At 75.4% G+C, this 14435-nt stretch carries 13 protein-coding genes and 1 pseudogene; 5 read left to right on the top strand and 9 right to left on the bottom strand.

The features are described 5' to 3' along the window. Nucleotides 1–9: 9 nt before the first annotated feature. From FHS34_RS11755 to FHS34_RS11780, 6 genes and pseudogenes are all read right to left on the bottom strand, one after another. A complete protein-coding gene (locus tag FHS34_RS11755; protein ID WP_184963947.1) occupies nt 10–486 on the bottom strand; it encodes an MSMEG_6728 family protein in 477 nt (158 codons plus the stop codon). 57 nt (nt 487–543) lie between these two features. Then, the gene (locus FHS34_RS11760) at nt 544–1425 is read right to left on the bottom strand and encodes an SDR family oxidoreductase (RefSeq protein ID WP_184963949.1); all 882 of its coding nucleotides are present in this window, start codon (nt 1423–1425) and stop codon (nt 544–546) included. Between the two features lie 74 nt (nt 1426–1499). Beyond that, a pseudogene (locus tag FHS34_RS11765) lies at nt 1500–1790 on the bottom strand (hypothetical protein); the annotation flags it as partial. 145 nt (nt 1791–1935) lie between these two features. Then, complete coding sequence (locus FHS34_RS11770) at nt 1936–3555, bottom strand: phytoene desaturase family protein (protein ID WP_184963951.1); 1620 nt, start codon at nt 3553–3555, stop codon at nt 1936–1938. Beyond that, nucleotides 3548–4039, bottom strand: coding sequence for an SRPBCC family protein (locus FHS34_RS11775; protein WP_184963952.1), 492 nt, complete (start codon nt 4037–4039; stop codon nt 3548–3550). The genes FHS34_RS11770 and FHS34_RS11775 overlap by 8 nt, the downstream gene beginning before the upstream one ends. A 119-nt stretch (nt 4040–4158) precedes the next feature. After that, on the bottom strand, nt 4159–4644 hold the full coding sequence (locus tag FHS34_RS11780) for a MarR family winged helix-turn-helix transcriptional regulator (protein ID WP_184963954.1): 486 nt from the start codon (nt 4642–4644) through the stop codon (nt 4159–4161). 112 nt (nt 4645–4756) lie between these two features. Here FHS34_RS11780 and FHS34_RS11785 point away from each other — a divergent pair, with 112 nt between their 5' ends. After that, nucleotides 4757–5506: a dienelactone hydrolase family protein gene (locus FHS34_RS11785; RefSeq protein ID WP_184964316.1), complete on the top strand. Its 750-nt coding sequence runs from the start codon at nt 4757–4759 to the stop codon at nt 5504–5506. 230 nt (nt 5507–5736) lie between these two features. On the opposite strand, the gene FHS34_RS11790 is transcribed toward FHS34_RS11785, so the two are convergent. From FHS34_RS11790 to FHS34_RS11800, 3 genes are read right to left on the bottom strand one after another with little or no spacing between them, the layout of a single operon-like run. Continuing rightward, nucleotides 5737–7329 (bottom strand): FAD-dependent oxidoreductase, encoded by a 1593-nt coding sequence (locus FHS34_RS11790; protein ID WP_184963957.1) that lies wholly within the window; start codon nt 7327–7329, stop codon nt 5737–5739. Next, nucleotides 7326–8045: a class I SAM-dependent methyltransferase gene (locus FHS34_RS11795; protein ID WP_184963959.1), complete on the bottom strand. Its 720-nt coding sequence runs from the start codon at nt 8043–8045 to the stop codon at nt 7326–7328. The genes FHS34_RS11790 and FHS34_RS11795 overlap by 4 nt, the downstream gene beginning before the upstream one ends. 33 nt (nt 8046–8078) lie before the next feature. Further along, the gene (locus FHS34_RS11800) at nt 8079–9266 is read right to left on the bottom strand and encodes a lycopene cyclase family protein (protein ID WP_225817356.1); all 1188 of its coding nucleotides are present in this window, start codon (nt 9264–9266) and stop codon (nt 8079–8081) included. Nucleotides 9267–9645: 379 nt separating this feature from the next. Between FHS34_RS11800 and FHS34_RS11805 the strand changes: the two genes are divergently transcribed. From FHS34_RS11805 to FHS34_RS11820, 4 genes are read left to right on the top strand one after another with little or no spacing between them, the layout of a single operon-like run. Beyond that, nucleotides 9646–10824 carry a polyprenyl synthetase family protein gene (locus FHS34_RS11805; RefSeq protein ID WP_308288278.1) on the top strand — a complete coding sequence of 393 codons (1179 nt, stop codon included), beginning with the start codon at nt 9646–9648 and terminating at the stop codon, nt 10822–10824. Continuing rightward, nucleotides 10821–12356: a phytoene desaturase family protein gene (crtI, locus tag FHS34_RS11810; RefSeq protein WP_184963965.1), complete on the top strand. Its 1536-nt coding sequence runs from the start codon at nt 10821–10823 to the stop codon at nt 12354–12356. Before FHS34_RS11805 ends, crtI begins: the two co-directional genes overlap by 4 nt. Next, nucleotides 12353–13375, top strand: a complete 1023-nt coding sequence (locus tag FHS34_RS11815; protein WP_184963967.1) for a phytoene/squalene synthase family protein — start codon at nt 12353–12355, stop codon at nt 13373–13375. Before crtI ends, FHS34_RS11815 begins: the two co-directional genes overlap by 4 nt. Continuing rightward, a complete protein-coding gene (locus tag FHS34_RS11820; protein ID WP_184963969.1) occupies nt 13372–14388 on the top strand; it encodes a Rieske (2Fe-2S) protein in 1017 nt (338 codons plus the stop codon). Before FHS34_RS11815 ends, FHS34_RS11820 begins: the two co-directional genes overlap by 4 nt. Nucleotides 14389–14435: the final 47 nt, after the last annotated feature.

Genomic DNA, 14435 nt, shown 5'->3' on the forward strand with positions numbered 1-14435 from the left:
CGGGGGCGTTCACGCGGCGGCCCCCTCCCGGTCGGAGGACGGCCACACGTAGGGCAGATCGTCGGGGACGCCGGGGAACACGTCCGCGTAGGTCTCCCGGTCCTTACGGACGAGCGCGGACCTGTGGCTGCGATGGAAGGCCTCGTCGCCGAGCCACGGCGGCAGTTCACCGGCCGCGGCGAGGGCGGACTGGTCGCGCACGGCGGCACCCGGCCGGCCGGCGGCGTACCCGGCCACCAGGGACGCGGCACAGCTGTCCTGGTGGCCCTGCTCCCGCCACACCCGGCAGACTTCCAGTCCGTACCGGACCAGGGCCTCTTCGTAGCCGCTCCACATGCGCACGGCCGGATGCCGGCGCCAGCCGTATCCGGGGACGGTCAGGCCGCGCAGCACCTGGAGCGCCTCGACCCGCTGCTTGCCCAGCCGGCGACGGTCCAGCAGCAGGGCGGAACGCCGGAAGTCGGGGTCGGGCAGGAACGTCTGCATGGGCACCGTCCTGGTTTCGGGGGCGGGAATGGGCGAGGGCTCCTCGGCGGGTACCGCTCAGCGGGCGGGCCGGGTCGCCGCGCGGTCGGCGTCCCCTCCGGCGCCGAGCAGTCCGGTCGGTGTCAGTGAGGCCTCGGCCTCCAGCCGCGGCAGCCTGCGCCGGGCCAGCCGCAGCACCAGCGGCGGCAGAACGGCACGCACGGGCTGGACCAGCCGCAGCCAGGGCGGCGCGTACACGGCGGTGCGCCGGTGTTCCAGGCCGCGCACGATCCGGTCGGCGATCTCCTCGGCGTCGTAGACCCGGCGGGCCGGCGGCGGCATGTGGCCACGCAGTTCGCGCAGCACGACGTGGCGGTCGGCGTCGCGCACCATGTCGGTGTCGGTCCAGTTCAGGTAGGCGATGCCGACGGCGACCCCGTGCCCGGCCACCTCGGCGCGCAGCGCGTGCGCGAAGGCCTCCACGCCCGCCTTCGAGGCACAGTAGGCGCTCATCAGCGGCGCGGCGCCCAGCGAGGCGAGCGAGGCGATCTGCAGGTAGTAGCCGGCCGTGGCCAGCAGGTCCGGCAGGAAGGCCCGCGCGGTCTGGGCGCTGCCGGTGAGGTTGACGTCGATGACCCGGCGCCAGTCGGCCGGGTCCGTGGCGGCGAACGGGCCTCCCTCGGCGATCCCGGCGTTGGCGATCACGACGGACGGGGCGCCGAGCCGGTGCCGTACCTCGCGGGCCGCCTCCTCCAGGACCGGCAGATCGGTCACGTCCGCCTCGATGGCCACGGCCCGGGTGGGCAGCCGTGCGGCCAGCTCCTCCAGCCGCCGCCGCTCGTGCCCGAGGAGCGCCACCCGGGCTCCCCGCCGGGCGGCCTCGTGGGCGAGGGCGGCCCCCACACCGCGTGCGGCACCCGTCACCACGACCGTCCGGTTCGCCAGAGGACTGCTTCGCACGGGGTCCGCCTTTCTACGACGACACCTGCTACCGGCCCTTTTGGGAGCTGGAACGCGGCGCGGTGAGCGAACTAGGCCTCGACGCTCTGGAACGTCCAGTGACCCGGGATCACGTTGCGCCCGAGGATCTCCGCCTCGACCTTCTCCGCCCACTCCGGGTGCCCGGCTTCGCGCAGCAGCCGCACCGCCCGGTCGAGTTCGAGGTCGGCCCCGCCGGTGAGCTGGTGAAAGCTGTACAGGTGGCCGCGGGCGCGCTCGGTGGTCTCCAGTGCCTTCGACAGTGCTCCGAGGGCCTCGACCGTCCGGTCACCGACGCCTTCGGGGCGGCGGTGCCGGCGGTCGGGCCCCTCCGGGTACTCGTTCATGGGCACTCCCTGGATGCTGTGGCCGAAGCCCGTGTGTCCTTCGTTCCCGTACGGCGTGTCCCGCGGGGCGTTCTCGTTCTGCGTGTCCCGTTGTGCGTTTCCCGTTCTGCCGGGCGTCCGGATGCGCCGTGGGCCGGGTGTGTGGTCAGCGTTTCCGCCCGGTGCGGTCGCGGCGGGTGAGGAGGCGCTGGGCGCCGGCGAGGCCGGGCGGCCGGTGGGCGCGCAGCGCGGCCCGCGCGGCGTTGGCGCCGGGCGCGCCGTGCACCCCACCGCCGGGGTGGGCTCCCGCGGAGGCCAGGAAGAGACCGGCGACGGGGGTCTCCGGGCGTCCCGTGCCGGGGACGGGACGGAAGACGAGCTGCTGGTGGAGCGCGGCCGTGCCGCCGTTGATGGCGCCGGCCGCGAGGTTGGCGTCGAGTGCCTGGAGGGTGGGCGGCGCGAGCACGCGCCGGGCGCGGATGAGCGCGCGGAATCCCGGGGCGAAGCGCTCCACCTGACGTTCCACACGGTCCGCCATGCGCTCCTGGTCCGCCGGGCCCCAGCCGCCGCCGATCCCCTCGTCGCCGGCGTCCGCCCGGACGTCGCGCGGGACGTGGGTGTACGCCCAGGCGGACTCGGTGCCCGCGGGTGAACGCGAGGGGTCCGCCAGGGTCATCTGCCCGAACAGGGCGAAGGGCCGGTCGGGCACCTGGTGCATGGCGATCTGCGCCGCGAAGCGGGTGAGCTCGTCCATGCCGTCGGCCAGGTGCACGGTCCCGGCCCGGCGGGCCTGCTCGGCCTGCCACGGCACCGGTCCGTCGAGGGCCCAGTCCACCTTGAAGGTGGCGAAGTCCCACTGGAAGCGCCGCAGATCCTCCAGCAGCTGCGCGGGCAGGTGCTCGGGACCGACGAGGTCCCGGTACAGGACGGGTACGGCCACGTCGGCGAGTACGGCCCTTCGCGCGGGCACCGCCTCCCCGGCGCCGGTACGCACCCCCACGGCCCGGCTGCCGCTGATGGTGATCCGCTGCACCCGTTCGCCGCAGCGCACCTCTCCGCCGCGTCGGCGCAGCCGCCGGATCAGCGCCTCGGTCAGGGCACCGGAACCGCCGACCGGCACCGGGAAGCCGTAGGTCTGCCCCAGCATCGACATCAGCCAGCCGAAACCTCCGCTGCCCGCGGACTCGGGGGCGAGATCGGCGTGCAGGGCGTTGCCGGCCAGGAGCAGCCTGCCGCCCTCGCCGCGGAATTCCTCCTCCCCCATCCGGCGCACGGGCAGGGCGAGCGACCGGGCGACGCGCAGTCCGCCCGCCGCCCGCAGGGTCCACAGCAGCCGCGCCGAGGCCCTGACCGGTGGGAACGGGGTGAACAGCGCGTCCAGCAGATCCGGGCGCAGGATCTGCCACAGCTCGAACAGACGGCGCCAGGCCGCTCCGTCGCCGGGTGCGAACGCCTCGGCGGACGCGGCCGTGGTGTCGATCCGCCGGTCCAGGACGGCGCACCGGCCGTCGCTCAGCGGGTGCGCGAGCACCCGCGGCGCGTGGCTCCAGCGCAGCCCGTGGTCCTCCAGGCGGAGGCCGGAGAGTATCGGGGACGCCGCGGCCAGCGGGTAGAAGGAACTGAAGAGGTCGGTGACGAAGTCGGGATGAACTCCTCGGTCATGACGGACCGCACCGCCCGGTTCCGGCTGTTCCTCCAGCACCTGGACGCTCCATCCGGCGTCCGCGAGCAGGTTGGCGGCCACCAGGCCGTTGGGTCCGGCCCCGATCACCACGGCGTCAGGCATGGCCGGTTCCCTCGGCGGGTACCCGCCGGCCGGACGGCTCCCGGCGCCGGTCCGCACCGTCCTCGCAGCTCCGGGCGAGCCGGGCGAGCATGGAGCGGTGGCGTACCTGGATCAGCGCCTCGACGCCGGCGTTGTGCAGTGCGCCGCCGGCCCCCTGCAGCGGGTGCTCGTCCACGATGACCAGGCAGTGCTCCCCCCACTCCCGCAGTTCGATCGAGAAGCGCGCCGTGCCGAGGAAGCCCGCCATGATCTCCAGCTCCAGGAGGGATCCCTCCCGGCAGTGCCGGACGACGGTCTCGTTGCCGAGCCGGAACGGGCCCAGGTGGATCTCGTACGCGATGGACGCGTCCCGTCGCGGCCAGTGACCGTGCTTCGGCCGGGAGACACCGGTACCGACCACCCACTCGGCGTAGCGATGACCGTCCGCGAGGACGTCCCACACCGCGGCGGGGTCGGCCTCGATCACACGATGACGAACTGCCATCTCCGCCTCCGGATCACGCGCAGGCCACGGGCGTCACCGGGTGCCCAGGGGGGCGGCGTCCCAACCGTCCGGGCATTCCGGACGTGGGCCGTCGGCGTCGCGCGGGCCGCGTCGCGGGGTCAGGGGGTTCGGGTGTGGTGGTCCAGCAAGCGGGTGAGGAGCTGGACGAACTGGTCGCGTTCGGCCGGACTCAGGGGCGCGAGCAGTTCGTCGTGGAGGTCGTCCAGGACCTGGTCGAGGCGGATCAGGTGGTCCCGGCCCCGGGTGGAGATCGTGATGATGTTGCGGCGCTGGTCGTCGGGATCCGGCGTCCGCTCGACGAGGTGGCGCTCGGCCAGTTCGTTGAGCACGCCGACCATGTCGCTGCGGTGGATGCCGGTGCGCCCGCTCAGCGTCGCCTGGCTGCCGGACCCGTGATCCTGCAGGGAGGCGAGCACGGCGTAGTGCCACTTGCGGGCGTCGGCCCGGGACAGCCCGTCGTTGATCAGCCGGTCCGAGCGCGTGGTCAGCTGCGACAACAGCCGGCTGGCCCGTCGGCGCAGTCGGTCGGGCGTCGCGGGCGCCGTGCTGTCGCCGGGCTCGTCCGCGGCCTCGGCTCTGCTCATGGCGCCCGCCCCCTTCGTTGCGTTGGTCCGACTAACGATATACGTTCACTCGTGCCGACACCGTTAGTGGCACTAACGGTGTTCGGCGGACTCGAGGAAAGGAAGACCAGCCATTCCCACCACGACCCTGCAGATTCCCACTCCTGACGGCGAGGCCGACGCCTTCGCCGCCTTCCCCGACGGCGGCGAACGCCACCCCGGGGTGCTGCTGTACAGCGACGCCTTCGGTGTGCGGCCCGAGGTGACGGAGAAGGCCCGCGAACTGGCCGTGCACGGCTACTACGTGCTCGTCCCCAACCTGTACTACCGGCATGGTCCGGCACCGGTCGTCGAGCTTCCCGCGCACATCGGCGAGGAGATCCGGCCCGTGATCATCGACCGGCTGATGCCCCTGCTCGAGGCGCACACCACCGAACGGATCCTGCGCGACGCCGACGCCTACCTCGGGTTCCTCGGCACCCGGCCGGAGGTCCGCCCGGGTCCGGTCGCCACGGTCGGCTACTGCATAGGCGGCGCCCTGGCGATGCGCACCGCCACGGCCCATCCCGGCCGGGTGGCGGCCGTCGCCGGATTCCACCCCGGCTTCCTGGTCACCGACGCGCCCGACAGCCCGCACCGCCGCATTCCCGAACTCACCGCCGAGGTCCACCTCGGCCTCTCCGGGCACGACATGTCGTCCGAGGCCCTCGGCGAACTCGAACGGGCCTTGGACGCCGCTGGTGTCCGCTACACCGCCGAGACCTGTCCCGGCACCGTGCACGGGTTCACCATGTCCGACACCGACGCCTTCAGCCCCTTGGGGCTGCGGCGCCACTGGGACCGTCTGCTCGCCCTCCTGGACCGCACCCTGGGCGAGAACTGAGCCTCCGGCCCGGAGACGCGACCCCCACGCACCCGGCTCGGCGGCCTCCGCTCGCGCGCCGCGCGAAGCCGTGAGGGAGGCCGCCGGTGCCGCGGGAGACCGGGTGGGTGCCGTGGCCTGCTCGGGGTCGGACGCGGCACCCACCGACCGGAGCCCGGGAGGAGGGTCGGACTCCGGTACGACGGCGACTTCCCGGCGAACGCCCCCGCACTCGGAGCCGTCCGGGTGAATCACCCGGCCGCTGCCGGAGCCGCCGGGAGGCGGGAGGCGGCCCGGTCCCGTCGGGCCAGGGCCCGAAGGACGGCCGAGCGGCCTCGGCGTGGGACGGTCCAGAGGGTGACGCCGCGCAGTCCCCAGCGCTCCAGCAGGGCGTTGGCGGCCAGGAAACCGGTCGTCGCGGCACGTTCCATCAGCGCCACGGGCAGGCCGGTGCGGACCAGGTCGCCGGCGACCATGAGACACGGGTCGGGCGTCCGCACGGTCGGCCTGTCGCGGTAGCCGCCCACCGCGAACAGCGGGCAGTCGGCCCGCCATTCATGGCGGGCGTCCACGACGGTGGCCCCGCGTGTCTCGGGATAGACGCGGTGCATCTGTTCGATCAGGCGCTTCTCCTCGACGTCCCAGGACGCGCTCCCCGGTACGGCGTAGGCGTGCAGCTCCACCACGGAACCCCCGGTACGCCCGGCCCAGCGCGCGGCCTCGTCCTCCCAGCGCTCCAGCACGCTGATGTTGTCCAGGGTGGGGAAGCCGGCGGTGCCCAGGAAGCCCGGCCGGCCGGGTGCCACGGGCCGGTCCAGCCACAGCCTGGTCACCAGGAACGCGGGGGCGTTGCGCAGGCGTGCGATCCGCTCGCGCCAGGGCGCGTCGCCCAGGTGGTCGGAGCCGGCGACGACGCGTCGCAGACCGGCGGTGTCCAGGGCGAGGACGACGCCGTCGTGGCGCCGCTCGTCCGCGTCGGTGACGACCCGGTGGCCGCCGTCCCGCGTCGGCGTGATGTGTTCCACGGCCGTGGACGTGCGCAGCTCGGCGCCGTGCCGCAGCAGATAGTCGGCCAGCGGGTGCCACAGGGCGGTGGAGAAGGGCGCGCGGGGCACGTCGAACAGCAGGCCCTCGGCGGAGCCGAGGAAGTAGATGTGGAACATCAGCGCCATCTCGGCCGCCGAGAGCTGCCTCGGGTCGGCGAAGAAGCTGCGTGAGAACACCTCGAACGCGAGGTGGCGGGCCTTGTCCGGGAAGCGGACGGCGTCCAGGAAGTCGTGGGCGCTGGTGTGGTCGAGCCGGTCGTAGATCTCGGGGACGCGGACGTCGAGCAGCGGCAGTGCGGCGACCGGGTCCATGGCGCACAGGTCCCGCAGGGTGAAGGAGGGGCTGAGCGCGGCGAAGCCGAGCGCGCTCCACGGCGGGGTGCGCGGGACGTGGCGGAAGCTGTCGCGCAGGCCGTTCGCGTGCTGCAGCGGGTAGTCGGGCAGGCCGGTCAGCCGGCGCAGCCCGGGGTCGGTACGGCGGAGCAGTCCGCGCAGGTTGTAGTACTGCCGGAAGAAGGCGTGGAAGCCGCGGCTCATGGTGACCGGGGTGCCGTCCCGGAGGGTGGTGGGCCGGCCTCCGGCGCGCCCGCCGAGGTGCGCCTGCCGCTCGTACAGGGTCACGCGCACCCCGCGTTCGGCGAGGGCGGTGGCGGCGGCGAGTCCGGCGATGCCGCCGCCGACGACGGCGGCCGTGGGGCGGAGGCCGTCGGCCCGCGGTTTCCCGGGCGGTGCCGGGAGCGGCAGGGCCCGCCGGTCCCGGCCGCGACGGGCAGCGTCCGGGCGCTCGGCCCGGGTCATCGCGCGGTCTCCGGGCGCCGGGCGACGAACGTGTGGGTGATGCCCGTCTGCCAGCCAGGCAGAGGCAAAGTCCGCACGTGGGCGAAGCCGGCCGCGCGGACGCGGGCGGCGAAGCGGGCGGCGGTGTCGAAGTCCACCACGCTGCGCCACAGATGGCGGTAGAGCCTGCCGTCCCCGAGCGCGGACGCGGCCGGCTGTACCAGGCCGCGGCAGACCAGGGTCCACACCGCGCGGTCGGCGCGGCGGCCGCTGAGGGTGAACTCGTGCACGCCGAGCCGGCCGCCGGCCACGAGCAGATCGCGAACGGCCGTGAGGACGCCGTCCGGATCGGAGACGTTGCGCAGCAGATAGGCGGCGAAGACCGCGTCGAACGGTCCGGTCACCCCCGCGTCGGCCAGCCGCTCCGCCGGGGCCCGCACGAAGGTCACCCCGTCCGCCCAGGGCTTGGCGGCGGCCCGCCGCAGCATGCCGGCGGAGGCGTCGACGGCCGTGATGTGCGCGGCCGGCAGGACGGAGCGGAGCGCGGCCGTCGAGGCGCCGGTGCCGCAGCCGAGATCCAGCAGGCGCAGGCCCGCTCCGTGCCCGGGCAGGCCGAGACGGCGTACCGAGCGCCTCAGCTGCGCGTGGTAGCCGGGGTTGACGGCGGCCAGCGCGTCGTAGCCGCGGGCTGCGTGGTCGAACGCGGCGGTGAGTTCCTCGTCGCGCAACAGGGTCATGCGGTCTCCAGGGGGCGGCGGGGCCGGGCGGCCTCAGTCGAAGGGGCGGCGGGGCAGGCCCGGCAGTTCGAGTGCCGAGCGGAGCATCGGGCCGATGGGGGTGCGCAGGCCGATGGCGAGGTCCTCGCGCAGCCGGGTGCGTCCGTCCAGGAAGCGCAGCAGCCGTGCCATCGGTACCTGGCCGAACAGCCCGCAGAACAGGGCGGGACCGTCGATCCGGCCGCTGGCGAGGGCGCGCAGCAGCACGGCGTCCATGGCTCGGGAGCGGGCGGAGTGGGCGGGGGGCGGCACCGGCTCGTGTCCCCGGCGCAGGGCGGCGGCGACGGCCCGGGTCTGGCGTTGCAGCCCGGCGAAGGTGTAGCCGGTGGAGGGGCGGGTGGCGCCGCCGGCGGCGCCGATGCGGAAGACCGAGGCCCCGGTCCGCCGTGGCATCGGGGCGTCCGTCATCGGGATGACGCCGGTCTCGGTGGCGAGGACGCGGGCCTCGCCGAGGCCCAGCACCTCGTGGGCGTAGTGCCGTACCGCCGCCCGGTAGCCGCTGTCGGTGAGAACGCCGGAGGAGAACTCCGTGTACTCGACGAGCGCTTCGCGCGGTCCGGTGGGCAGGACGTAGCCGAACGACAGCCCGTCGGCCGGCTGTGGGGTGCGGAAGTCCATGAGGTCCACGGTGGCGGGGTCGAAGACCGGTCGCGCGGTGCGGACGAACCAGCCGTGGAAGTGCTGCAGCAGTGTCGTGCGGGCGGCGGGGAGGCTGCCGAGCGGCCGGGAGTCGAACACCCAGCGGGCGCTCAGCACCTGTGCCGTGCCGTCGGTGCCCCGCAGCCGGAGACGGGCTCCGCCGCGGACCTCCTCCACGGTCTCCACGGTGGCCTCCAGCCGCCGCACGTTGGGGCTGTGCGCCAGGTCCCGCCCGACCAGTGCCTCGAAGTCGGCCGACCGGATCATCTTGTACCGCAGCGGCGCGAGGTCCCCTTCGATCGGCTCGCCTTCGGGCGGCCGTACGCGCAGGTGCTGCCAGGAGGCCGTCAGCGCCGCGTCGAAGCGTCCGCGCCCCGCCTCCCAGAAGCACCAGGTACGGCGAGGTGGCCGCAGGGGGCCGGGGGGCGCGTCGACCAGGACGACGGACGGCGTCCGCAGCCCCGGAACGTGCCCGGTCAGGCGATGGGCCAGGGACAGGCCGGCGGCTCCACCGCCCACGACGGCCACCTCCGTCTCGAACACGACGGCTCCTTCCGTCTCGCTCGGCCGGTGCGTCTCACGCACCCTGCGCCTATTCCCGCCCGTGTGCCCGATCGGATGCGGGTCACCCGGATGCGCCACGCGTCTGTCACGTCGGGCCGCGGACGCGGGAGGCATGGGTACAGACGGTCCGTCATGTTTCGGCACGCACCGCATCCGTGCCCGGCGCACGCGCCGAAGACGTGGGTGGAACCGCTTGGTGACCACGAGGAGAGGAACCGGGATGCCCCCCACACAGGCGAAGGAACACCCCGCGTCCGCGCCGCCACCCGCTCCGCGCCCGGTCCCGCCGCCGGGTTCCTCCGTCCGGGTGCGCCCGGCCGGAGGGGCCGGCGCCCCCTGTGCCGGGATCCCGTCGGGCATGGGTGACCCGGGCGCGGTCGACGCGGACGTGCCGGGCGCCGTCGGCCAGGTGCTCGACCACGTCCTCGCCGACCGTGTGGCCCGCGCCCGCGCCGCGGACGCCCTGTTCGCCGAGGAACTGGCCGGGCGCGTCGTACGGTTCACCAGGGCGGGCGGCAAACGCTCCCGCTCCCGGCTGCTGTGGTGGACGCTGCGTGCCTGCGGCGGCGCCGGGGAGGCCCCGGTCGCGGCGGCCCTGCGGATCGGCGCCGCGCTGGAACTGCTGCAGACCTGTGCCCTGGTGCACGACGACGTGATGGACGGTTCGGAGGTACGGCGCGGCCGCCCCGCGCTCCACGCCGACCTGCGGGCCCGGTTCGCCGGTTCGGCCCCCGCCGAGCGTGTCGCCCGGTTCGCGGAGGCGGTCGGGGTCCTGGCCGGTGACCTGGCGCTCGCCTGGTCGGACGACCTCGTGGCGGAGACCCCGCTCGCTCCCCCGACGGCGTCCGTCGTGCGTCGGCTGTGGAGCGACATGCGTACGGAGATGGTGGCCGGTCAGTATCTGGACCTGCGCGGGCAGATCACGGGCTCGCACGCGCCGTCCCGGGCGCTGCGCACGGCCTGCCTCAAGAGCGGCCGGTACTCCGTCGAGCGGCCCCTCGCGCTGGGCGCGGCCCTGGCCGGAGCGGACGACGCCACGATGCGCGCACTGGGCTCGGCCGGCCGGCGCCTCGGCGTGGCCTTCCAGCTGCGGGACGATCTGGACGATGTCTTCGCCGCTCCCCGCTGGACCGGCAAGCCGTGCGGCGGCGACATCCGGGAGGGGAAGCGGACCTGTCTCGTCGCCCTCGCCGGCCATCGGGCCGAGGCGGCGGGCGACCGGCGGGCCCTGGCCGTCCTGCGCCGCTCGCTCGGCGACACCGGTCTCACGGAGGCGGGTCTCGACCGGGTCAGGGAGGTCCTGGAGCGGACGGGCGCCCGGGCCTCGGTCGAGGAGCGGATCGGCCGGCTGGTGGCACAGGGGCTGCGTCATCTCGACGGTGCCCTTCCCGAGAACGAGGCCGGGGCCCGGCTGCGGCGGCTGCTCGCCTCGGCGGCGGACGGGGCGGCGGCCGGCGCCGGCCGCCCGCGTCCGGGGCCGGGCGGGGCCGTGCCCGGTTCCCCGGTGTCCCCCGGCGCGCGGGAGACCGGCCGGTGAGGCGCGCACTGCCCGGACGCACCGACCACGTCGTGGTCGTGGGGGCCGGCCTCGCCGGGCTGTCGGCCGCCCTGCACCTGCTGGGCGCCGGACGCCGCGTCACCGTCGTCGAGCGAGGCGCGCTGCCCGGCGGCCGGGCCGGGCGCCTCGACCTGGGTGGTTACCGGGCCGACACCGGGCCCACGGTGCTGACCATGCCCGAGTTCGCCGAGGAGGCCTTCGCGGCGGTCGGTGACAGCCTGCGCCGGAGAGTCGAACTGATCCCGCTGCACCCTGCCTACCGGGCCTGTTTCGCGGACGGCAGCAGTCTGGACGTGCACACCGACGCCGACGCGATGGCGGCGGAGGTGGAACGGTTCGCCGGCCCCGGTGAAGCGGCCGGTTACCTGCGTCTGCGCGACTGGCTGACAGAGCTCCACCGGGCGCAGATGCGCCGCTTCATCGACGCCAACTTCGACTCCCCGCTGAACCTGCTCAACACCGACCTGGCCCGGCTGGCCGCGCTCGGCGGCTTCGGCCGGCTGGACGCCCGGATCGGGCGCTTCCTCGGGGACGAACGGCTGCGCCGGATCTTCTCCTTCCAGGCCCTCTACGCCGGCGTGCCGCCCGCGCGCGCCCTGGCCGCGTACGCCGTCATCGCCTACATGGACACGGTCGCCGGTGTGTTCTTCCCCCGGGGCGGAATGCACGCCCTGCCCCGGGCGATGGCGGACGCCGCCGCCGAGGCGGGTGCCGAGCTGCGGTACGGGCAGGAGGTGACGGGTCTGGAACGGGCGGGCGAACGCGTCACCGCCGTCGTCACGGGCCGGGACCGCGTCCCCTGCGACGCCGTCGTCCTCACCCCGGACCTGCCCGTCGTCTACCGGCTGCTCGGCCGTCGGCCCCGGCGTCCGCTGCGCCTGCGGCACTCACCGTCCGCCGTCGTGCTGCACGCCGGAACGGACCGCACCTGGCCGCAGCTCGCGCACCACACCCTCTCCTTCGGGGCGGCCTGGCACACCACGTTCGCCGAACTCACGCGCACCGGACGGCTGATGAGCGACCCGTCGCTGCTCATCACCCGGCCCACCGCCACCGACCCCTCACTCGCGCCGCCGGGCCGCCATCTGCACTACATCCTGGCGCCCTGCCCCAACACCGACATCGGGCCGGACGCCACCGCGTGGAGCGAGCTGGGCCCCGGCTACCGGGAGTCCCTGCTGCGGGAGCTGGAACGGCGCGGTCTGGACGGCATCGGGGCGGCCGTCGAGGAGGAGTGCCTCGTCACGCCCGCCGGCTGGCAGGCCGAGGGCCACGCGGCGGGGACGCCGTTCTCGGCCGCCCACACCTTCGCCCAGACCGGGCCGTTCCGGCCGCGCAACCTGGTGCGGGGCACCGAGAACGCCGTCCTGGCCGGCTGCGGCACCACACCAGGCGTGGGCGTGCCGACCGTGCTGCTGTCCGGCAAGCTCGCCGCGGCCCGGATCACCGGCCTGCCGGGCTCCGCCTCCGCCCGGCGGACGCCGGCGCGACGGAAGGGGACCACCGTATGACGGACCGTGAGCTGGACGCGGCGGGGATCGGCGACCCGGCCCTGCGCGCGGCGTACCGGCACTGCCGCGCCCTCAACGCCCGGCACGGCAAGACGTACTTCCTCGCCACCCGGCTGCTCCCGGTCGAGCGCCGGCCCGCCGTGCACGCCCTGTACGGCTTCGCCCGCTGGGCCGACGACATCGTGGACTCCTTCGGGACCGGAGCGGACCCCGAGCGCCGCGCGGCGGCCCTGACCGAACTGGGGCGGAGCCTGGAGGAGGGGCTGCGGGACGGACGCAGCCGCGAGCCGGTGGTGCTGGCACTCGCCGACACCGCCGGCCGCCACGGCATCGACCACGCGCTGTTCCGTGACTTCATGTCCGCGATGCGGGCCGACCTGACCGTGACCGGCTACGACACCTACCGCGATCTGCGCGGTTACATGCACGGCTCGGCCGCGGTGATCGGGCTCCAGATGCTGCCGGTCCTGGGCACGGTCGTGCCGCGCGAGGAGGCGGCACCGTACGCGGCGGCGCTGGGCGTGGCGTTCCAGCTCAGCAACTTCCTGCGGGACGTGGGCGAGGACCTGGACCGCGGGCGCGTCTACCTGCCCGCCGATCTGCTGGCGGGGCACGGAGTCGACCGGCAGCTGCTGCGATGGAGCCGGGACACCGGCCGGCAGGAGCCGCGCGTCATCGCGGCGCTGCGCGAGTTCGAGGCCCTGACCCGCGCTGTCTACCGGTCGGCCAGGCCCGGCCTCGGCATGCTGGACCCGGTGTCGCGCCCCTGCATCCGCACCGCCTTCGTCCTGTACGGCGGCATTCTGGAGGCGGTCGCCCGGGACGGCTACGCGGTACTGCACCGCCGTGCGGTGGTCCCGCGCCGGCGCCGCGCGGCGGTCGCCGTGGACGGGCTCGTGCGAGCGGTCGCCGCGCGGCTGGGCGCCGGGCCCCGCTCCGGCCGGCCCGGGGCGCCGTCCGGTCCGTCCGCCCCGGCGCACGGCTCGTCGTGCGCACCGGTTCCGCAGGAGGTCGTGTGAACGCCGTCCCGCCCGAGCGGCGCGGCCGTCTGCCGCTCTCGCTGCGCCGGCGGCCGGTCGCGTGGGAGCGTCAGCGGCCCACCTGGCGCGAGGCCTCGCCGGGGGTGATCGCCGGGGCGCTGAAGCGGGCCCGGGCACGGCCGTCCGGCAACTGGTACGTCGTCGGTGCCTCCGGCGACCTGCGCGACGACCGCCCGCTGGCCCTGACCGTGGCCGCGCGGGAGGTGGTGGTGTGGCGCGGCTCCGACGGGCGTCCCGTGGGCGGCCCGGGCATCTGCCCCCACCTCGGCGCACCGCTGCGGGACAGTCCCGTACGCTGCGGCGCCCTGGTGTGCCACTGGCACGGACTCGCCCTGCACGGCACGCCGCAGGCGGGCTGGGCTCCCCTGCCGGTGCACGACGACGGGGTCCTGCTGTGGGTGCGGCTGGACGAGGTGGGCGGTGAGGCGCCGCTGGACGCGCCGGTCCTCGCCCGGCGGCCCGAGCGGGCGCGGGCGCTGACGGCCGTCCACACCTGCACGGGGGTGTGCGACGTGGAGGACGTCGTGGCCAATCGGCTGGACCCGTGGCACGGTGCCTGGTTCCACCCGTACTCGTTCGTCGACCTCACGGTGGTCGGTGCGCCCGGCGGCCCGGAGGACGGCACGGACGACGCCTTCACCGTCGACGTCTCCTTCAAGGTGGCGGGGCGGGTGGTCGTACCGGTCCGCGCCGTGTTCACCGCCCCCGGACCCCGTACGGTCGTGATGCGCATCGTGGAGGGGGAGGGAGCGGGGTCCGTCGTCGAGACCCACGCCACGCCTCTGGGGCCGGACGAGCTGGGGCGCCCGCGGACCGCGGTGACCGAGGCCGTGCTGGCCGCCTCGGACCGGGCGGGCTTCGCCGTCGCCCGCCGGGCGGCGCCGCTGCTGCGGCCGCTGGTACGGAGGGCCGCGGGACGCCTGTGGCGGGACGACCTCGCCTACGCCGAACGGCGGTGGCTGCTGCGCTCCACGGGACGTTTCCCCGGCTGACGGGGCCGCCGTCCCGGCCGTTGCCCGGCCGGCGGGATGGTGACCGG

The organism is Streptomyces echinatus, from assembly GCF_014203595.1.
Classification (GTDB): domain Bacteria; phylum Actinomycetota; class Actinomycetes; order Streptomycetales; family Streptomycetaceae; genus Streptomyces; species Streptomyces echinatus.